This is a genomic window from Kitasatospora phosalacinea (genome assembly GCF_030268885.1).
GTDB classification, from domain to species: Bacteria; Actinomycetota; Actinomycetes; order Streptomycetales; family Streptomycetaceae; genus Kitasatospora; species Kitasatospora phosalacinea_C.
In genome coordinates this window covers 267,056-285,653 of the sequence record NZ_BSSA01000008.1, presented here as the reverse complement: position 1 = coordinate 285,653, position 18,598 = coordinate 267,056, and the positions used below count along the sequence as shown (strand labels likewise).

14 protein-coding genes are annotated in these 18,598 nt (G+C 74.5%); 9 read left to right on the top strand and 5 right to left on the bottom strand.

From position 1 onward, the window contains the following. The first annotated feature begins 6 nt into the window (after positions 1–6). Positions 7–297 (top strand): YggT family protein, encoded by a 291-nt coding sequence (locus tag QSK52_RS15070; RefSeq protein WP_285736531.1) that lies wholly within the window; start codon positions 7–9, stop codon positions 295–297. Positions 298–343: 46 nt separating this feature from the next. Continuing rightward, the gene (locus tag QSK52_RS15065) at positions 344–1,663 is read left to right on the top strand and encodes a DivIVA domain-containing protein (RefSeq protein ID WP_285736530.1); all 1,320 of its coding nucleotides are present in this window, start codon (positions 344–346) and stop codon (positions 1,661–1,663) included. A 227-nt stretch (positions 1,664–1,890) separates the two neighbouring features. Here the strand turns inward: QSK52_RS15065 and ileS are convergent, their stop codons facing one another. Further along, on the bottom strand, positions 1,891–5,022 hold the full coding sequence (ileS, locus tag QSK52_RS15060; RefSeq protein WP_285736529.1) for an isoleucine--tRNA ligase: 3,132 nt from the start codon (positions 5,020–5,022) through the stop codon (positions 1,891–1,893). 579 nt (positions 5,023–5,601) lie between these two features. Between ileS and QSK52_RS15055 the strand changes: the two genes are divergently transcribed. The 3 genes from QSK52_RS15055 (at position 5,602) to QSK52_RS15045 (ending at position 7,952) form a co-directional block, all read left to right on the top strand. Next, positions 5,602–6,105, top strand: coding sequence for a TraR/DksA family transcriptional regulator (locus QSK52_RS15055; protein WP_285736528.1), 504 nt, complete (start codon positions 5,602–5,604; stop codon positions 6,103–6,105). Between the two features lie 218 nt (positions 6,106–6,323). After that, positions 6,324–6,935 (top strand): signal peptidase II, encoded by a 612-nt coding sequence (gene lspA, locus QSK52_RS15050; protein ID WP_435053255.1) that lies wholly within the window; start codon positions 6,324–6,326, stop codon positions 6,933–6,935. A 147-nt stretch (positions 6,936–7,082) separates the two neighbouring features. Next, on the top strand, positions 7,083–7,952 hold the full coding sequence (locus QSK52_RS15045; protein ID WP_285736527.1) for a DUF3592 domain-containing protein: 870 nt from the start codon (positions 7,083–7,085) through the stop codon (positions 7,950–7,952). Positions 7,953–7,963: 11 nt separating this feature from the next. On the opposite strand, the gene QSK52_RS15040 is transcribed toward QSK52_RS15045, so the two are convergent. After that, a complete protein-coding gene (locus QSK52_RS15040) occupies positions 7,964–9,481 on the bottom strand; it encodes an FMN-binding glutamate synthase family protein (RefSeq protein WP_285736526.1) in 1,518 nt (505 codons plus the stop codon). A 203-nt stretch (positions 9,482–9,684) separates the two neighbouring features. On the opposite strand from QSK52_RS15040, the gene QSK52_RS15035 reads away from it, so the two are divergent. Beyond that, positions 9,685–10,623, top strand: coding sequence for an RluA family pseudouridine synthase (locus tag QSK52_RS15035; RefSeq protein ID WP_285736525.1), 939 nt, complete (start codon positions 9,685–9,687; stop codon positions 10,621–10,623). 1 nt (position 10,624) lies between these two features. Continuing rightward, a complete protein-coding gene (locus tag QSK52_RS15030; RefSeq protein WP_285736524.1) occupies positions 10,625–11,086 on the top strand; it encodes a GNAT family N-acetyltransferase in 462 nt (153 codons plus the stop codon). A gap of 26 nt (positions 11,087–11,112) precedes the next feature. Here the strand turns inward: QSK52_RS15030 and QSK52_RS15025 are convergent, their stop codons facing one another. Further along, on the bottom strand, positions 11,113–12,123 hold the full coding sequence (locus tag QSK52_RS15025) for a mechanosensitive ion channel family protein (protein WP_285736523.1): 1,011 nt from the start codon (positions 12,121–12,123) through the stop codon (positions 11,113–11,115). A 152-nt stretch (positions 12,124–12,275) separates the two neighbouring features. On the opposite strand from QSK52_RS15025, the gene QSK52_RS15020 reads away from it, so the two are divergent. Together QSK52_RS15020 and QSK52_RS15015 are read left to right on the top strand one after the other, a co-directional pair. After that, positions 12,276–15,035, top strand: a complete 2,760-nt coding sequence (locus QSK52_RS15020) for an alpha/beta fold hydrolase (protein WP_285736522.1) — start codon at positions 12,276–12,278, stop codon at positions 15,033–15,035. After that, positions 15,032–15,898 (top strand): ABC transporter permease, encoded by an 867-nt coding sequence (locus QSK52_RS15015; protein WP_285736521.1) that lies wholly within the window; start codon positions 15,032–15,034, stop codon positions 15,896–15,898. Before QSK52_RS15020 ends, QSK52_RS15015 begins: the two co-directional genes overlap by 4 nt. Before the next feature lie 37 nt (positions 15,899–15,935). On the opposite strand, the gene QSK52_RS15010 is transcribed toward QSK52_RS15015, so the two are convergent. Both QSK52_RS15010 and QSK52_RS15005 read right to left on the bottom strand, forming a co-directional pair. Next, positions 15,936–16,490, bottom strand: a complete 555-nt coding sequence (locus QSK52_RS15010) for a hypothetical protein (protein WP_285736520.1) — start codon at positions 16,488–16,490, stop codon at positions 15,936–15,938. Between the two features lie 73 nt (positions 16,491–16,563). Next, entirely contained in the window at positions 16,564–18,459 is a 1,896-nt protein-coding gene (locus QSK52_RS15005; RefSeq protein ID WP_285736519.1) for a serine/threonine-protein kinase, read from the bottom strand. Positions 18,460–18,598: the final 139 nt, after the last annotated feature.

Here is an 18,598-nt window from a genome sequence, read left to right as displayed (position 1 = left end):
GACGCGATGGGGATCTTCGGTTCGGTGCTCTACTGGGTGCTGACCGTGTTCCTGTTGTTCCTGCTCTTCCGACTCGTCATGGACTGGGTGTTCCAGTTCGCCCGTTCATGGCGTCCCGGGAAGCCCATGGTCGTGGTGCTGGAGGCCACGTACACTGTCACGGATCCGCCACTCAAGCTTCTTCGGCGTTTCATCCCGCCGTTGCGTCTCGGGGGCGTGGCGCTCGACCTGTCCTTCTTCGTACTGATGATCATTGTGTATGTCCTGATCTCGCTCGTGCAGCGCCTGTCGTTCTGAACGATGCGACAGGATGCCGGTCCGACGATCACGTTGAGGTGAAGAGATGCCATTGACCCCCGAGGACGTTCGGAACAAGCAGTTCACGACCGTCCGGCTGCGCGAAGGCTATGACGAGGACGAGGTCGATGCCTTCCTCGACGAGGTCGAAGCCGAGCTGACCCGCCTGCTGCGCGAGAACGAGGACCTGCGGGCCAAGCTGGCCGCCGCCACGCGTGCCGCCGCGCAGAACCAGGCCAACATGCGCAAGGAGCAGCAGGCCCCGCAGGACGGCGGCCGCCCCGGCGCCCCCGTCCCCGCCGCCATATCCGGCCCGCCGGTGCCCGGCCAGCAGGGCCCCGGTCCGCAGCAGCTCGGCGGCCCGCAGCAGCTCGCCGGTCCCCAGCAGGGCATGGGCAACCAGCAGGGCATGGGCAACCAGCCGCTGGGCCTGCCCTCCGGCGCTCCGCAGCTGCCCGCCGGTCCGCAGCAGGGCATGGGCGGCCCGATGGGCAACCCGATGCAGCAGCAGCAGATGGGCCAGACCATGGGCGGCCAGCAGCAGCTGGTCCAGCCGATGGGCGGGCAGATGCTGCAGCCGATGGGCAACCCGATGCAGCAGCAGATGGGCCAGACCATGGGCGGCCAGCAGCTGCAGCCGATGGGCGGGCAGCAGCTCCAGCCGATGGGCGGCCCGATGGGCAACCCGATGCAGCAGCAGGGTCCCGGCGGTGACAGCGCCGCCCGCGTCCTGGCGCTCGCCCAGCAGACCGCGGACCAGGCCATCTCCGAGGCCCGCTCCGAGGCCAACAAGATCGTCGGCGAGGCCCGCAGCCGCGCCGAGGGCCTGGAGCGGGACGCCCGTGCCAAGGCCGACGCCCTGGAGCGGGACGCCCAGGAGAAGCACCGCGTCGCGATGGGCTCGCTGGAGTCCGCCCGCGCCACCCTGGAGCGCAAGGTCGAGGACCTGCGCGCCTTCGAGCGCGAGTACCGCACGCGGCTGAAGTCCTACCTGGAGACCCAGCTGCGCCAGCTGGAGTCGCAGGCGGACGACTCCCTCGCCCCGCCGCGGATCCCCGCCACCGCTTCGCTGCCGCCGGCCGCGTCGTCGATGGCGCCCGCCGGTGCGAGCGCGATGTCCTCCCCGGCGCCGTCCTTCGGCTCCAACCCGTCCTTCGGCGGGAACCAGTCCTTCGGCGGCTCCTCCTTCGGCAGCTCGTCCGGTGCCCCGTCCTTCGGCGGCGCCTCGGCGGGCGGCAACGGGGCGATGGCACCGGCGGGCATGACCCAGCCGATGGCGGCCGTGCGGCCGCAGCCCCCGCAGCCGATGCAGCAGGCTCCCGCGCCGATGCGGGGCTTCCTGATCGACGAGGACGGCGACAACTAGCAGTTCCGCAGTGCGCAACCGAAAGGGCGCCCTTGGCCGTGGTGGCTGGGGGCGCCCTTCGCCGTGCGTGCGCCGTGCGGACGGGGACGCGCGGCGATGGCCGCGAGGAGGGTGGCGGTCCGCCGCCTCCCCGCGACCTCGCCGGGGTGCCCGGCCGGTCGCGCGGTTCCCCGCGCCCCCGGCGCGGGCTGTCGCCTGCTGCCGGGGGCGCGGGGAACCGTGGGGGCTCAGGCCTTGCGGAGGGTGAACTCCAGGGCGAGGTCCTCGGCGGTGAAGCGCGGGGCGTCGGGGTCGGTGATGGTCAGGCCGATCGTCTCGGCGAGGACCTCGGCGGCGATCAGGGACTGGTGCTCGGTGAGGCCGGCCAGGGCGTCCGGGTCGGTGCTGGTGAGCTGGAGGTGGATCCGGTCGGTGATCTCCAGGCCGGAGTTCTTCCGGGCGTCCTGGATCTGCCGGACCGCGTCGCGGGCGATGCCGAGGCGCTTGAGCTCGGGGGTGATCGTCAGGTCGAGGGCGACGGTGGCGCCGGACTCGTTGGCGACGGCCCAGCCCTCGCGCGGGGTCTCGGTGATGACCACCTCCTCGGGGGAGAGGGTGACCGTCTCGCCGTCCAGCTCGACCGAGGTCTCGCCGGTGGCGCGCAGCTCGGCGGAGAGCCGGGCGGCGTCGGCGGCGGCGACGGCCTTGGCGACGTCCTGGACGCCCTTGCCGAAGCGCTTGCCGAGGGCGCGGAAGTTGGCCTTGGCGGAGGTGTCGACCAGCGAGCCGCCGACCTCGGACAGGGACTCCAGCGCGGCGACGTTGAGCTCCTCGGCGATCTGGGCGCGCAGGTCGGCGGGGAGCTCCTCCCAGCCCTGGGCGGCGATCAGCGCACGCAGCAGCGGCTGGCGGTTCTTGACGCCGCTGCCGGCCCGGGTGGCGCGGCCGAGCTCGACCAGGCGGCGGGCCAGCACCATCTGCTTGGCCAGCTCGGGGTCGATCAGGCTCTCGTCGACGGCCGGCCAGCTGCTCAGGTGGACGGAGACCGGGGCGTCCGGGGTGACCGGGACGACCAGGTCCTGCCAGACCCGCTCGGTGATGAACGGGGTCAGCGGGGCCATCAGCCGGGTGACCGTCTCCAGCGCCTCGTGCAGGGTGGCCAGCGCGGCCGCGTCGCCCTGCCAGAAGCGGCGGCGGCCGCGGCGGACGTACCAGTTGGACAGGTCGTCGACGAAGCCGGACAGCAGCTTGCCGGCCCGCTGGGTGTCGTACGCCTCGTAGGCGGCGTCCACCTCGCGCACCAGGGTGTGCAGTTCGGACAGCACCCAGCGGTCGAGCACCGGGCGGTCGGCCGGGGCCGGGTCGCTCGCGGAGGGGGCCCAGCCGGCCGGGCGGGCGTACAGGGCCTGGAAGGCGACGGTGTTCCAGTAGGTGAGGAGGGTCTTGCGGACCACCTCCTGGATGGTGCCGTGGCCGACCCGGCGGGCCGACCAGGGGGAGCCGCCGGCGGCCATGAACCAGCGCACCGCGTCGGCGCCGTGCTCGTCCATCAGCGGGATCGGCTGCAGGATGTTGCCCAGGTGCTTGGACATCTTGCGGCCGTCCTCGGCCAGGATGTGGCCCAGGCAGACGACGTTCTCGTACGAGTTCCGGTCGAACACCAGGGTGCCGACGGCCATCAGGGTGTAGAACCAGCCGCGGGTCTGGTCGATCGCCTCGGAGATGAACTGCGCCGGGTAGCGCTGCTCGAACAGCTCCTTGTTGCGGTACGGGTAGCCGTACTGCGCGAACGGCATCGAGCCCGAGTCGTACCAGGCGTCGATCACCTCGGGGACCCGGACCGCGGTGGCGGAGCACTGCGGGCAGGGGAAGGTGACCTCGTCGATGTACGGGCGGTGCGGGTCCAGGCCGGACTGGTCGGTGCCGGTCAGCTCGGAGAGCCGGGCGAGCGAGCCGACGCAGGTCAGGTGGTCGTCCGCGCAGCGCCAGATCGGCAGCGGGGTGCCCCAGTAGCGGTTGCGGGACAGCGCCCAGTCGATGTTGTTGTTCAGCCAGTCGCCGAAGCGGCCGTGCTTGACCGTCTCCGGGTACCAGTTGGTGGCCTCGTTCTCGCGGATCATCGCGTCCTTGACGGCGGTGGTCCGGATGTACCAGGACGGCTGCGCGTAGTAGAGCAGCGCGGTGTGGCAGCGCCAGCAGTGCGGGTAGCTGTGCTCGTACGGGAGGTGGCGGAACAGCAGGCCGCGGGCCTGCAGGTCGGCGACCAGGGTCTCGTCGGCCTTCTTGAAGAACACCCCGCCGACCAGCGGCACGTCGGGGGCGAAGGTGCCGTCGCTCTCCACCGGGTTGACCACGGGCAGGCCGTAGCGGCGGCAGGTCGCGAGGTCGTCGGCGCCGAAGGCGGGCGACTGGTGGACGATGCCGGTGCCGTCCTCGGTGGTGACGTACTCGGCGGTCAGCACGTAGTGCGCGTCCGGGATCTCCACCAGGTCGAACGGGCGCCGGTAGGCCCAGCGCTCCATCTCGGCGCCGGTGAAGGACTCGCCGGTGGCCTCCCAGCCCTCGCCGAGGGCCTTGGCCAGCAGCGGCTCGGCGACCACCAGGCGCTCGTTCCCGTCGGTGGCGACCACGTAGGTCACCTCGGGGTGGACGGCGGCGGCGGTGTTGGAGACCAGCGTCCAGGGGGTGGTGGTCCACACCAGCAGGGCGGCGGTGCCCGCCAGCGGGCCGGAGGTCAGCGGGAAGCGGACGAACACCGAGGGGTCGACCACGGTCTCGTAGCCCTGGGCCAGTTCGTGGTCGGACAGGCCGGTGCCGCAGCGCGGGCACCAGGGGGCGACCCGGTGGTCCTGGACCAGCAGGCCCTTGTCGAAGATCTGCTGCAGCGACCACCAGACCGACTCGATGTAGGACGGGTCCATGGTGCGGTACGCCTGGTCGAGGTCGACCCAGTAGCCCATCCGCTCGGTCAGCTCGGCGAAGGCGTCGGTGTGCCGGGTCACCGACTCGCGGCACTTGGCGTTGAACTCGGCGATGCCGTACTTCTCGATGTCCGGCTTGCCGGAGAAGCCCAGTTCCTTCTCCACCGCGAGCTCGACCGGCAGGCCGTGGCAGTCCCAGCCGGCCTTGCGGGCGACGTGGTAGCCCTTCATGGTGCGGTAGCGCGGGAAGACGTCCTTGAAGACCCGGGCCTCGATGTGGTGGGCGCCCGGCATGCCGTTGGCGGTGGGCGGGCCCTCGTAGAACACCCACTCGGGGCGGCCCTCGGACTGCTCCAGGCTGCGCTGGAAGACCCGCTCCTCCTGCCAGAACGACAGGATCCGGTGCTCCAGCGCGGGCAGGCTCACCTGCGCGGGGACGGCGTTGTACGTGGGCGACATGGGGGCGTCTACCTCCGGCGGATGCGTGGACTGGCTCCGACGGAGGGACGAGACGGCGAGCCGCCCCGCGGTACCACCCTCCTTGACCGCGTGCACTGCGGCCCTCTCTTTGGGTTTGCGGCCGGTTCTACTGGGCCCTGGACGGGCCGTTCTTCCGGCGGCTCCGGGGTGATCTTCCCGCCGCGCACACCCCCGGGCTCACACCGCCCCCGGGTCGCTCCTGGCTGCGTACGTCGGTACTCGTCCCATCTGCGCCTTGCAGCCCCAGTGTATCGGCCCCCGCAAGCCGTTTCGCGCACCCGCGAGCCGGGCCCGGGTGGTTAGCCCGGGGCGTTCTGGGCACAACTTGTGCAGCGCCGACCCGACGGAGGCTGCGCGGGTGGGATCGATGGGGCGCTTCGGTATGTCCCGTTGTGGGCTGATTCGATGAGGTTTATCGTTCCGGGACCGGCAAGATCGTCGGGAACCGACGCTTCTGATCATTCGTGAATGAGGTCGAAAGCCATGGCTGAGAAGGCGACAGGAACCGTGACCAAGAGGTCGCGCGAGGCCGTGGCGGGCGACCCAGGGGAGGGGACCGTGAGTACTGCGCGGCGAAAGACCGGCACCACCGGACACACCGCGGCCAGCAGCCGCAACCACGTGCCGGCGGGCACCGGAGCCCGCGGCGGCGCCGAGTCGGTCGACCCGGCCGACCTGCCGGTCCGTCCCGGGGAGGACCCGTGGACGGCCGAGGAGGTCGCCGAGCTGCACGACGAGCTGGCCTCCGACATCGTCCGGCTGCGCGCCGAGATCGAGGCCTCCGAGGCCGCCATCGCCGGCCTGATGCGGGACTCCAACGACGGCGCGGGCGACGACCAGGTCGACGCCGGCACCAAGAACATCAACCGGGAGAGCGAGCTCTCGCTCGCCAACAACGCCCGCGACAGCCTCGCCCAGACCGAGCGGGCCCTGGCCCGGCTGGAGGGCACCGCCTTCGGCCGCTGCGAGTCCTGCGGCCAGCCCGTCGGCAAGGCCCGCCTGCAGGCCTTCCCGCGCGCCACCCTCTGCGTCAGCTGCAAGGCCAAGCAGGAACGCCGCTGACCCGGGGTGCCGGTCGACGGGACCCGCGGGGCGGAACAATCCCGGGCGCGGCGGCCAAGCGGGCGGGCCGTGCCGTACCCTCGTCCCCAAGTACGTCGACCGGCATTCCCCCCGGCGCATTCCACACGGCAGCGGAGCGGATCATCAGCACGCCAGGTTCCCACCAGACCCAGGACGACGCCGTCCCCACCGCCCGGCCCGACGGGGCGGGTGAGCCGGTGACCCGGCCCGAGCCCGAGGGCGCCGGGGCGACGGCGGCGGAGGGCGCCCGCGCCGTGGTGCGCCGCCGACGGATCAGCGTGCTGCTGGCCGTCGCGCTGCTCGCCTACCTGATCGACCTCGGCTCCAAGCTGCTGGTGGTCGCCAAGCTGGAGGGGCGCAGCTCGCCGATCGACGTGGTCGGCGACTGGATGACCCTCCAGGTGATCCGCAACCCCGGCGCCGCGTTCGGCATGGGCCAGGCGATGACGCTGCTGTTCACCGCGATCGCCGCCGGCGTCATCGTGGTGATCTGGCGGATCGCCCGCCGCCTGTACAGCCTGCCCTGGGCGATCGCCCTCGGCCTGCTGCTCGGCGGCGCGTTCGGCAACCTCACCGACCGGCTGTTCCGCGCCCCCTCGGTGCTGCGCGGGCACGTGGTCGACTTCATCTCCGTCCAGCACTTCGCGGTCTTCAACCTCGCCGACTCGGCGATCGTCTGCGGCGGCATCCTGGTCGTGCTGCTCTCCTTCCGCGGCTCCAACCCGGACGGCACCACGCACGGCGGCGGCCCGGCCCCCCGGGCCGAGGAGAAGGCCGCCACCGCCGAGGACGGCGCCGACGAGGGCTGAGCCCCCGCACCCGCTCGTGGCGTGCCCGCCGGACCGCACGGTCCGGCGGGCACGCGCGTGTCCGGGGCCGTGCGGGCGGGCGTCCGGGTGTCCGGGGCCGTGCGGGCGGGCAGAGTGGCCGGGAGACGGGACGGCCGGGGAGGGCGCGTGGGGTGGGAGGGGTTCCTGCTGCTGTGGAGCGGGGCGTGGTGCGCGGTCGCGCTGGTCGGGGCGGCCCGGTCGCTGGCCGGGGTCACCGAGGCGCAGCGGACGGTGCGGCTGACCGGGCGGATCCGGGAGGTCGGCGAGGTGCGGCACGGCGCCTCGCGGATCGGCGGCATCCCGGTGGTGGTCGCCTGGCGGGAGCCGGACACGGGGCGGGAGGTCCTCGTCCGGGGCGACGACGGGCGCGGCGAGACGCTCACCGCGGCCTGGGTCGGCCGGGAGATCGGGGTCAGCCACCCGGCGGGCCGACCGGGGGAGCACCGCTTCGCGAACGCCCCCGAGCCGCCCTCCCGCGGGCTGGGGCGGCCGGCCTTCGCGGCCTTCCTGGCCTACGCGGGCCTGGTGGCGCTGGCCGCGGTCCGCTGGGCGTGGCCGTGGGCGCTGGTCGGCGTCGCGGGCCCGTGGGCGCTGTCCGGCCTGTGGCACCTGCCGGAGGCCGTCCGGGACCGGCGGGGCAAGCGGGCGCGGCTGGCCGCGGCGGAGGCGGTGCCGGGCCGGATCGTCGCGGTGTTCCAGGACGTCCGGATCGACGAGGACGACGGCTCCAGGATCACCACCCTCACCCCCGTGGTGGCGTTCACCACCCGCGACGGAACCGCCGTCACCGCCCACTGCACCAGGCACCTCGCCGACCCGGCCACCGCCCGCGGGCGCGAGGTGACGGTGCACCACGCGCCCGCGGACCCGGCCGGGTTCACCCTGGACCCGGCGGCCGACCGGCGCTCCTGGGGGTGGGACCTGGCGGTGCACGCCGCCGCCGTCGCGGTGCTGGCGGCGACGGCGGCGGTCGGCGCGGCGCTGCTGGCGCGCTGAGGCCGGACGGCTCAGGCGGTGAGCAGGCGGGTGATCTCCTCGGCGAGCTCCGGGCCGAGGCGGCCCCAGCCGTCCTTGTAGCCGTAGACGGCGGCCAGCGTGCGGGCCTCGTAGTCGCCGTTCAGGACCTCGATGTCGTCGGGGGTGATCAGCGAGGGGTGGGCGACGCCGAGGGCCGAGGAGACCTTGGTCAGCTCCCGGCGCAGGGTGCGCAGGTAGTGCGCGGCCCGGGTGGCCTTGGAGGCCGGGTCGATGCCGCGGGCCAGCCACGGGTTCTGGGTGGCGATGCCGGTCGGGCAGCGGTCGGTGTGGCACTTCTGGGCCTGGATGCAGCCGATCGACAGCATCGCCTCGCGGGCCACGTTGACCATGTCGACGCCCAGCGCGAAGGCCACCGCGGCGTTCTCGGGCAGGCCGAGCTTGCCGGAGCCGATGAAGGTCAGCCGGTCGGTGGTGCCCAGTTCGGCGAAGGTGCCGTAGACCCGGGAGAAGCCCATCCGGAACGGCAGCGACACCGAGTCGGCGAAGATCCGCGGCGCCGCGCCGGTGCCGCCCTCGCCGCCGTCGACGGTCACGAAGTCCACGCCGCGGTCGCCGCGCGCCATCATCGAGGCCAGCTCCTGCCAGAAGCCCAGCTCGCCCACCGCGCTCTTGACGCCGACCGGCAGGCCGGTCTCGGCGGCCAGCAGCTCGACGAAGTCCAGCATCGAGTCGGTGTCGCCGAAGGCGCTGTGCCGGGACGGCGAGGCGCAGTCCTCCCCGACCGGGATGCCGCGGATCTCCGCGATCTCCGGGGTGACCTTCGCGCCGGGCAGCATGCCGCCCAGGCCCGGCTTGGCGCCCTGCGAGAGCTTGATCTCGATCGCCCGGACCGGGGCGGAGGCCACCACCTCCTTGAGCCTGGCCAGGTCGAAGCTGCCGTCCGCGTTGCGGCACCCGAAGTACGAGGTGCCCAACTGCAGCACCAGGTCGCCGCCGCCCTTGCGGTGGTACGGGGACAGGCCGCCCTCGCCGGTGTTGTGCAGCGCCCCGGCCTGCGCCGCGCCCTCGTTCAGGGCGGTGATCGCGGCGCCGGAGAGCGAGCCGAAGCTCATCGCGGAGACGTTGACCACGCTGGCGGGGCGGAACGCCTTGGCGCGCCCGCGCGGGCCGCCCAGCACCTTGGCCGAGGGCAGCGGGGCGTCCGGGTCGTGCGCGTCCGGGAGCGGGCCGGCGAAGGTGCGCTGCTTCAGGTAGGCGTGGCCCTGGACGTGCGCGACGTCGACCTCGGTGCCGAACCCGAAGTAGTTGTTCTCCTCCTTCGCGGAGGCGTAGATCCAGCTGCGCTGGTCGCGGCTGAACGGCCGCTCCTCCTCGTTGGAGGTCACGATGTACTGCCGCAGCTCCGGGCCGATCCGCTCCAGCAGGTACCGGGCGTGCCCGGCCACCGGGAAGTTGCGGAGCAGGGCGTGCCGCTTCTGCAGCAGGTCACGGGCGGCGAGCGCGGCCACCGCGGCTGCGGCGGCGGTGCCTATCGTGCGGGCCTTCATGGGCTGGTCCCCCCTCGGGTCCGGCCCCGTCCTCGTCGACCGGGCCGTCGTGTGGTGGTGCGGCTCCGATGCTAGGGCGCGGCCGCGGGGCGCCCGGGGCGGGGTGCGGGGGCTCCCGGGCGGGGCGCGGGAGGCCCCGGCGGGGCGGGGGGCCGGGCCCCGGTGGGGCGGGGGGCCGGTGCGGGTCGGGCATACTCGGGTGGGTGAGCATCGCAGCGCAGACCCGTAGCCTCCCCGTACCCGACGGCCTGGAGGGCGAGCGGCTGGACGCCGCCCTGGCCCGGATGTTCGGGTTCTCCCGCACCAAGGCCGCCGAACTCGCCGCCGAGGGGAAGGTCACCCTGGACGGCGCGGTCGCCGGGAAGTCGGACCGGGTCACCGCCGGGTCCTGGCTGGAGGTCGAGATCCCGGCCCCCGCCGCGCCGGTGCAGGTCGTCGCCGAGGCCGTCGAGGGCATGCGGATCATCCACGACGACGACCACGTGGTCGTGATCGACAAGCCGGTCGGCGTGGCCGCGCACCCCAGCCCCGGCTGGACCGGCCCCACCGTGATCGGCGGCCTGGCCGCGGCCGGCTACCGGATCTCCACCTCCGGCGCCGCCGAGCGCCAGGGCGTCGTGCACCGGCTGGACGTCGGCACCTCCGGGATCATGGTGGTCGCCAAGTCCGAGCGGGCCTACACCGACCTGAAGCGGCAGTTCCACGACCGGGTCACCGAGAAGAAGTACAACGCGCTGGTCCAGGGCCACCCCGACCCGCTGTCCGGCACCGTGGACGCGCCGATCGGCCGCCACCCCAGCAGCGACTGGAAGTGGGCCGTCACCCGCGACGGCAAGCCCTCCGTCACGCACTACGACCTGATCGAGGCGTACCGGGCCGCGTCCCTGCTGGACATCAAGCTGGAGACCGGCCGCACCCACCAGATCCGGGTGCACATGTCCGCGCTGCGCCACCCCTGCGTCGGCGACCTCACCTACGGCGCGGACCCGACGCTGGCCAAGCGGCTGGGGTTGACCCGGCAGTGGCTGCACGCCGTCTCGCTGGGCTTCGAGCACCCCGAGGACGGGCGCTGGGTCGAGTTCACCTCCGCTTACCCTGATGACCTCCAGCACGCGCTGGACGTCATTGCGAGGGAGAGCTGAGATGGGGGCTTCGATCCGGGTGGTCGAGGGGGACGCGGACATGGCGCTGGCGCGCGGTGTCCGGCACGAGGTGTTCGTGGTCGAGCAGCAGGTGCCGCCGGAGCTGGAGTACGACGAGTACGACGCGACCTCCGCGCACCTGCTGGCCGTCGGGCCGGACGGGGCGGCGCTCGGCACCGCCCGGCTGATCCACGGCGCCGAGGCGCTGGCGATGACCGGCGGCACCGAGGGCCGGGTGCTGCTGGGCCGGCTCGCCGTGGTCGCCACCGCCCGCGGGACCGGGCTCGGGGCGCAACTGGTGCGCGCGGTCGAGGAGTTGGGGCGCGAGTACGGGGCGCGTGAGGTGGAGCTGCACGCGCAGGTGCAGGCGCTCGGGTTCTACGAGCGGCTCGGGTACGCGGCCGAGGGGCCGGTGTACGACGACGCCGGGATCCCGCACCGGACCATGACGCGGGTGCTGTAGCAGCGGGGCCCCGCCGCGCGTCGCGCTCATTCGGTGCGCACGCGCGGCAGGGACTCGGGGTGGTGGTCGCGCAGGTACGCCAGCAGGTGCTCGCGGACGGCGAGCCGGAGGGCGGCGGTGGCGTCCGGGTCGCGGGCGGTCATCGTGGCGCGGAGCACGACGGTGGACGGGGTGGTGTCGCTGACGGCGAGGGACCACTCCCGGCCGTCCCACAGCTCGCTGCCCGCGAGGTAGCGCGCCAGCTCGGCGCGCAGCGCGTCGACCGGGGTGCGGTGGTCGAGGTGCAGCAGCAGCCAGCCGAGCAGGCCCGGGTCGCGGCGGGTCCAGTTCTCGTACGGCCTGGAGACGAAGTAGGAGACCGGGACGACCAGGCGGCGCTCGTCCCACAGGCGCAGCACCAGGTAGGAGAGGGTGATCTCCTCGACGGTGCCCTGCTGGCCGTCCACGACGACGGTGTCGCCGATGCGGACGGTGTCGCTGAAGGCGATCTGCAGGCCCGCGAAGAAGTTGCCGAGGGCGGACTGGGCGGCGATGCCCGCGATGATGCCGATGATGCCGGCCGAGGCGAGCAGGCTGGCGCCGACGGTGCGCATGGCGTCGAAGGTCAGCAGCAGCGCGCCGACGGTGACCACCCCGACCACCGCGGAGCCGACCCGGCGGACCAGGCCCAGTTGGGTGCGGACGCGCTGGATCCGGGAGGCGTCCTCGGTGACCGTCCGGTAGCGGCTGAAGGCGGCGTCGACGCCGGCGGCCAGCACCCGGACGGTCAGCCAGCCGAGCGAGCCGATCAGCACCAGCAGCACGCCGTGGCGGATCGCGTCGTCGTCGCTGTGGAAGATCCGGCGCACCGGCTGGGCGGCCAGCAACAGGGCCGACAGCAGCACCAGTTGGAGCGGGACGCGGCAGCGGCGCAGCTGCGCCCAGACCGGGGCCTCGGGGTGGCGGGCGGCGAGGCGCTGGAGGACCTGGTCGACCAGCCAGCCCGCGAACAGGGTGGCCAGGACGGCGGTGAGCAGGCTGGCGAGCGGCCAGAGCACGGGTCACCTCGGGCAGTTGGTCCGGAAGTGGGGGATTCGCACCCTATCGCGGGGCATTGCGGGGGTTCGGGAACCCGGGCGGGGCGCCGGACGTCAGGGAGGGGGACGGGCTGACGGCTTCCTTACCGGCCGCCCGGTTAGGATCACCTGCCATGGGCTTCGGTGGGGCGTGGCGCGGGTGGTGGACCAGGCGCAGGGCGGTGCTGGCCGGAGGAGTGGCGGTCGCGCTGCTGGTCGGCGGCGGGGCGGTCGCGCTGGCCGGGCAGCCGCCGCAGGTGCACCGGGAGGACCGCTTCCTGGACGTGCCGGAGGTCGCGGGCAGCACCGGCACCGTCCGGATCGACACCTCGTTCTTCACCGCGGGCGGCTCCGGGCGGCGCCCCGCGGTGCTGCTGGCGCACGGCTTCGGCGGGTCGAAGGAGGACCTGCGCCCGCGCGCCGAGGAGCTGGCCCGGGACGGGTACGCGGTGCTGACCTGGTCGGCGCGCGGCTTCGGGCGCTCCGGCGGGCAGATCGGCCTGAACCAGCCGGAGCGCGAGGTCGCGGACGTCTCCCGGCTGGTGGACTGGCTGGCGCAGCGCCCCGAGGTGCAGCTGGACGCCCCCGGCGACCCGAAGGTGGGCGTCACCGGCGCCTCGTACGGCGGGGCGGTGTCGCTGCTGGCCGCCGGGTACGACGGCCGGGTCGACGCGATCGCCCCGCAGATCACCTGGTTCGACCTGGCGGACGCGCTGTTCCCGCAGGGCGCGCAGGGGGGTTCGGCCGCCGACGGGGTGTTCAAGAAGCTCTGGGCCGGGATCTTCTTCACCACCGGTTCGTCCGCGGCGTTCGGTGCGGGCGGCTCCGCCGCGCCGACGGCGGGGGAGGGGCGGGGGCCGGTGGGCTGCGGGCGGTTCCGGGCCGAGCTGTGCGAGATGTACAACCGGGTCGCGGCGGCCGGGCGGCCCGACGCGGACGCCGTGCGGCTGCTGGAGCGCTCCAGCCCCGCCGCCGTCGCGGACCGGATCAAGGTGCCGACGCTCGTCGTCCAGGGCCAGCAGGACTCGCTGTTCCCGCTCGACCAGGGGGACCGGATCGCCCGGGCCGTCGCCGCGAACGGCGCGCCCGTCGCGGTCGACTGGTTCGGCGCCGGGCACGACGGCGGCCAGGAGACCAGCACCCGCGCGGACGCCCGGATCACCGCCTGGTTCGACCACTACCTCAAGGGGAACGGCGCCGACACCGGCCCCGCGTTCCGGGTCACCCGCACCGGCGGCGTCGACTCCACCGGCTTCCAGGCGGTGCTGCGCGGCGCCGACGCCGACGCCTACCCCGGCCTGGGCGGCACGGCGCAGCGCAGCGTCCGACTGGCCGGTGGCGAGCAGCGGTTCGCCAACCCGCCCGGCGGGGCGCCGCCGAACGTCTCCACGCTGCCGGGCATCGGCGCGCTGTCGCAGCTCTCCGCGGTCGGGGCGGGCCTGTCGCTCGACTTCCCCGGCCAGTACGCGTCCTTCGACTCGCCGCCGCTGGACACCGCGCTGGACCTGACCGGCGCCCCCACCGCGTCGGTGCGGGTCGCCGCGGACGCGCCCGAGGCGGTGCTGTTCGCCAAGCTGTACGACGTCGCCCCCGACGGCAAGCAGACCCTGCCGCAGCAGCTGGTCGCGCCGCTGCGGGTGACCGGCGCGGACGCGCCCGGCGGGCGGACGGTGCGGATCACGCTGCCCGCCGTCGAGCACCGGTTCCCGGCCGGGCACCGGCTGCGGCTGGTGCTGGCCGCCACCGACCTCGCGTACGCCTCGCCCGCGCAGGCCGCCGCGTACACCGTCTCGGTGGACGGGCCGCTGACCGTGCCGACCGTCACCGAACTGCGCACCGAGGCCGCGCCGGTGCCGGACCGCACCTGGGTGCTGCCGCTGGTCGCGGTGGGCCTCGCCGCGCTGCTGGTGTTCGCCCGGCGGCGGCGGGACGCCACCCCGGCGCCCGACCCGGAGCTCGCCGGGGTGCCGCTGCAGATCACCGGGCTGGCCAAGAGGTACAGGGGCTCCGCGGACCGGTACGCGGTGCGCGACCTGTCGTTCCGGGTCGAGGGCGGGCAGGTACTCGGCCTGCTCGGCCCCAACGGCGCGGGCAAGACCACCACGCTGCGGATGCTGATGGGCCTGATCCGCCCCGACGCGGGCGAGGTCCGGGTCTTCGGACACGCGATCCGGCCGGGCGCGCCGGTGCTCTCCCGGGTCGGCGCCTTCGTCGAGGGCGCGGGCTTCCTGCCGCACCTGACCGGCCGGGCCAACCTGGAGTCGTACTGGGCCGCCACCGGACGCCCCGTCGAGGACGCCCACTTCGCCGAGGCCCTGGAGATCGCGGGCCTGGGCGAGGCCCTGGAGCGCGCCGTCCGCACCTACTCGCAGGGCATGCGGCAGCGCCTGGCCATCGCCCAGGCCATGCTCGGCCTGCCCGAGCTGCTGATCCTCGACGAACCCACCAACGGGCTCGACCCGCCGCAGATCCGCGAGATGCGGGAGGTGATGGTCCGGTACGCCGCGACCGGGCGCACCGTCATCGTCTCCAGCCACCTGCTCGCCGAGGTCGAGCAGTCCTGCACCCACCTGGTCGTGATGGAGCGCGGGCGGCTGGTCGTCGCCGGGCCGACCGCGGAGATCACCGGGGCGGGGCGGCAGTTGCTGGTGACGGTGGAGGAGGGGAGGGGCTTCGAGGGCGGGGCGCTCGACGCGGTCGCCGGGAAGCTCGCGGAGCTGGACGGCGTCGCCTCGGCCACCGCCGTGGACGGTGGGCTGCTGGTCACCCTGGACGGGCTGCCCGCGAGCCGGCTGACCGCCGAACTGGTGCGCCTGGGCGTGCCGGTGGCCGGGATCGGCCCGCAGCGACGGCTGGAGGACGCTTTCCTGTCCCTGATCGGAGGAGCGGCATGAGCACGGTGCACAGCCCCGCGGGGGAGACCGCCGCACCCGGCTACCGGCCCGGCCGGACGCTGCCGCTGCGGGTCGAGGCGCTGCGCCAACTGCGCCGCCGCCGCACGCTGGTGGTCGGCGGGGTGCTGGCCGTGCTGCCGCTCGTCCTGCTGGCGGCGTTCCAGCTCGGCGGCACGCCCGGGCGGGAGAACCGGACCACCTTCATCGAGCTGGCCACCTCCTCCGGCGTCAACTTCGCCACCACCATGCTGTTCGTCGGCACCGGCTTCCTGCTGGTCATCCCGGTCGCGCTGTTCTCCGGCGACACGGTGGCCTCCGAGGCCAGCTGGTCCTCGCTGCGCTACCTGCTGGCCGCGCCGGTGCCCCGGGCCCGGTTGCTGGTGCGGAAGTTCACCGTCGCGATGGCGTTCTCGGCCGCCGCGGTGGTCCTGCTGCCCGCGGTCGGCCTGGTGGTCGGCACCGCCGCGTACGGCTGGGGCGACCTGAAGCTCCCCACCGGGGCCAGCCTGGGCGCCGCCGAGGCGCTGCCCCGGCTCGGGATCGCCGTGCTGTACGTGTTCCTCGCCGAGATCGTCGTCGGCGCGCTGGCGTTCTGGCTCTCCACCGCGACGGACGCCCCGCTCGGTGCGGTCGGCGGCGCGGTCTTCGCCTCCATCGTCACCGGCGTGCTCGACGCCGTCACCGCCCTCGGCTCGCTGCGCGAGTGGCTGCCCGCGCACTGGCAGTACGCCTGGGCGGACGCGCTGCAGCCGCAGTTGGAGTGGGGCGGCATGGTGCAGGGCGTGGTGCTGTCGCTGTCGTACGCGGTGGTGCTGCTGGCGCTGGCGTTCCGCGGGTTCGCGGCGAAGGACGTGGTGTCCTGAGCCGGGGGCGAGGGGCGCCACCGGGTGCCGTCGGCCGCTACCGGCTGCCGTCGCGGACCAGGAGCAGGTCCAGGCCGAGGGCGTGCGCCCGGGACGTCCAGACCGGCAGGTGCTCGGTGAGGAACCAGGACGCCTCCTCCAGATCGTCCTCGTCCAGCGCCTCGACGTCCTGCTCGTGGATCGACTCCGAGGCCAGCGCCGCCAGTTCGACCAGCAGGTCGGCGGTGTCGGTGCGGGCCGCCAGCGTCGGGTACGGCCACGGCCAGTCGTGGGTCGCGTCGGCCGGGAAGCGCCACGGGCGGGACCACAGCGCGGTCAGGGCGGGCAGTTCGAGCGAGGTGAAGACCTCGGTCAGCTCGTCCCAGCGCCGACCGGGGACGGAGACCGCGCCCAGCGGCGTGCCGAGGGCGCCGGCCAGCGCGGGCAGCAGCGCGGTGTAGCGCGAGTCCGCGTCGGCGCGGAGCCGGCCGGAGAGCAACTCGGCGAGCGCGGCGGAGGGCGCCACGCCGGGGAGCACCCGCTCGCCCGAGCCGGGCAGGCGGAGCAGGGCGGCGGCGTCCACCGCGAAGGCGGAGAAGTACTGTTCGGCCATGCCCGCATTCTGCCCCGGGCGGGCGACAACTGCCCCACGGGGGTGGGGGATTCGGCGGGGCGGTCGCCGGGGGTCAGGAGAAGCGGAAGAGCTGGGACCGGTCGCCCGCGGTGCAGGTGTCGACGGTGAGGGTGTTGCCGCTGCCGTGGTCGGTCAGGCAGCTCTGGGGGCCGTAGCCGAACTTGAGCTGGAAGTTCCCGGAACCGGCGTCGACCGGGTACCAGCTGGTCATGTCGCCGAAGGAGCTGGAGCCCGCGAGTTCGGCGATGTTGGGGCTGCCCGCGTAGCGGGCGCCCAGGCTGATGCCGCTGTCGGCCTTGCAGGCGGTGAAGGTGGTCACGCCGTTGGAGGCGGACCTGATCCAGCCGTAGGAGGTGTGGCCGCCGGAGACCACGGGGACGCCCGCGCTGACGGCGTCGGAGCCGAGGCCGAGGGTCCGTCCGCTGCCGGTGTTGACCAGGCGGCCCCAGCCGGTGCCGCCGCAGCCGGGGGCCGGGCCGGACGGGGTGGTGGGGGCGGCGGTGGTCTGCTTGGGCGGGTTGGGGGTGCCGGCGCCGCCGGAGCTGTTGGTGCCGCCGCTGCCGGAGCCGCTGCCCGAACCGCTGCCGCTGTTGCTGCCGCTGCCTCCGACGTTGCCGCCGGTGCCGGTGCCGGTGCCGGTGCCGGTGCCGGTGCCCGTGCCGCCGGGGCCGGTGGCCTGTTGGGGGTCGGTGCCCGGCGGGACGGGGTTGCCGTTCGGGTCGGCGGCGGGGGCGGAGGAGGCGGGCGGGGTGGGGGCGGCCTGTTCGGTGCCGGAGGGGGCGGGGGAGGCGCCGGACGGGGAGGACCCGGTGGCGGGGGCGCCGGGGGACTGGGTGGTGGAGCCGGCGGTGGTGTGGCTGCCGTCGTGCTGCCAGGGCAGCAGGTGGAACTGCTGGGCCGTCACCCCGCCGCCGGTGACCAGCACCACGGGCAGGACCAGGAGCGCCAGCCGACGGCGCCCGGCGCGCCGGTCCTTCCCGGCGGGGGTGGGCTCGATGGCGGGGACGGGCACCGGCGCCGGTGCCGCGGGGGCTGCCGCGACCGCGGGGGCGGGGACGACGGGCGCGGCCTCGACGGCTTCGGGGAGGGCGAGCACCGTGCCGAGCCCGGCCGGGGTGGACATCGCCTGCCGGGCGGCGACGGCCATCGCCGCCGCGTCCGGGTAGCGGTCGCCGGGCTCCTTGGCGAGCGCCTTGGCGACCACCGCCCGCACCGGGGCGGGCACCTCCGCCGGGAGCTCGGGCACCGGCTCGCGGACGTGCTTGAGCACCACTTCGAGCGGCGTCCCACCGGTGAACGGCACGGCGCCGGAGAGGAGTTCGAACAGCACCACGCCGACCGAGTAGAGGTCGGAGGCGGCCGAGGCGTCCTTGCCCTCGGCGCGTTCCGGGGCCATGTACAGGGCGGTGCCGATCACCGCGTGGGAGGTGGTGATCCGGCTGTCGGCGAGGGTGCGGGCGATGCCGAAGTCGGTGACGGTGACCCGGCCGTCCTCGTCGATCATCAGGTTGGACGGTTTGATGTCCCGGTGCACGATGCCCTGCTGGTGCGCGGCGTGCAGCGCGTCCAGCACCTGGGCGGCGACGTCCAGCGCGCGGTCGGGCGGGAGGGCCCTGCCGCCGCGGGCCCGGTCGAGCGGCTTGCCCGACAGCAGCTGCATCACGATGTACGCGGTCCTCGCGTCCGGCTCGGTGTCGTCCTCGCCGTAGTCGTGGATGTGCACCACGCCCCGGTGGTTCATCGCGGCCAGCACCGTCGCCTCGCGGCGGAAGCGGGCGGCGAAGACCTCGTCCTCCATCAGGGCCGGGAGCACGATCTTCACCGCGACCTGTCGCCCCAGCACCCTGTCCTCGGCGCGCCAGACCTCGCCCATCGCGCCGCTGCCGAGCCGCTCGGCGAGGGCGTACCGGCCCCCGAGTACCGTCCCCCGACCCCACATGTCCCGCATCCCCCGAGCATGGTGTACGACCTGTCAGCAGTGATTCTCGCTGCCCGGGCGCGCGGAGGGAAGCCGGTGCCGCCCCCGCACCCCGCCCGACCGCGGTGACTCTACACCGTTGCGTGAAGCAACTGGCCTGCGGTGCGGG

Coding starts and splice junctions, on each gene's coding strand:
- QSK52_RS15040 (WP_285736526.1), bottom strand. CDS start 9,481: ATGAAGGCCCGCACGATAGGCACCGCCGCCGCAGCCGCGGTGGCCGCG.
- QSK52_RS15020 (WP_285736522.1), top strand. CDS start 12,276: ATGGGCTTCGGTGGGGCGTGGCGCGGGTGGTGGACCAGGCGCAGGGCG.
- QSK52_RS15065 (WP_285736530.1), top strand. CDS start 344: ATGCCATTGACCCCCGAGGACGTTCGGAACAAGCAGTTCACGACCGTC.
- ileS (WP_285736529.1), bottom strand. CDS start 5,022: ATGTCGCCCACGTACAACGCCGTCCCCGCGCAGGTGAGCCTGCCCGCG.
- QSK52_RS15015 (WP_285736521.1), top strand. CDS start 15,032: ATGAGCACGGTGCACAGCCCCGCGGGGGAGACCGCCGCACCCGGCTAC.
- QSK52_RS15010 (WP_285736520.1), bottom strand. CDS start 16,490: ATGGCCGAACAGTACTTCTCCGCCTTCGCGGTGGACGCCGCCGCCCTG.
- QSK52_RS15005 (WP_285736519.1), bottom strand. CDS start 18,459: ATGCGGGACATGTGGGGTCGGGGGACGGTACTCGGGGGCCGGTACGCC.
- QSK52_RS15030 (WP_285736524.1), top strand. CDS start 10,625: ATGGGGGCTTCGATCCGGGTGGTCGAGGGGGACGCGGACATGGCGCTG.
- QSK52_RS15070 (WP_285736531.1), top strand. CDS start 7: ATGGGGATCTTCGGTTCGGTGCTCTACTGGGTGCTGACCGTGTTCCTG.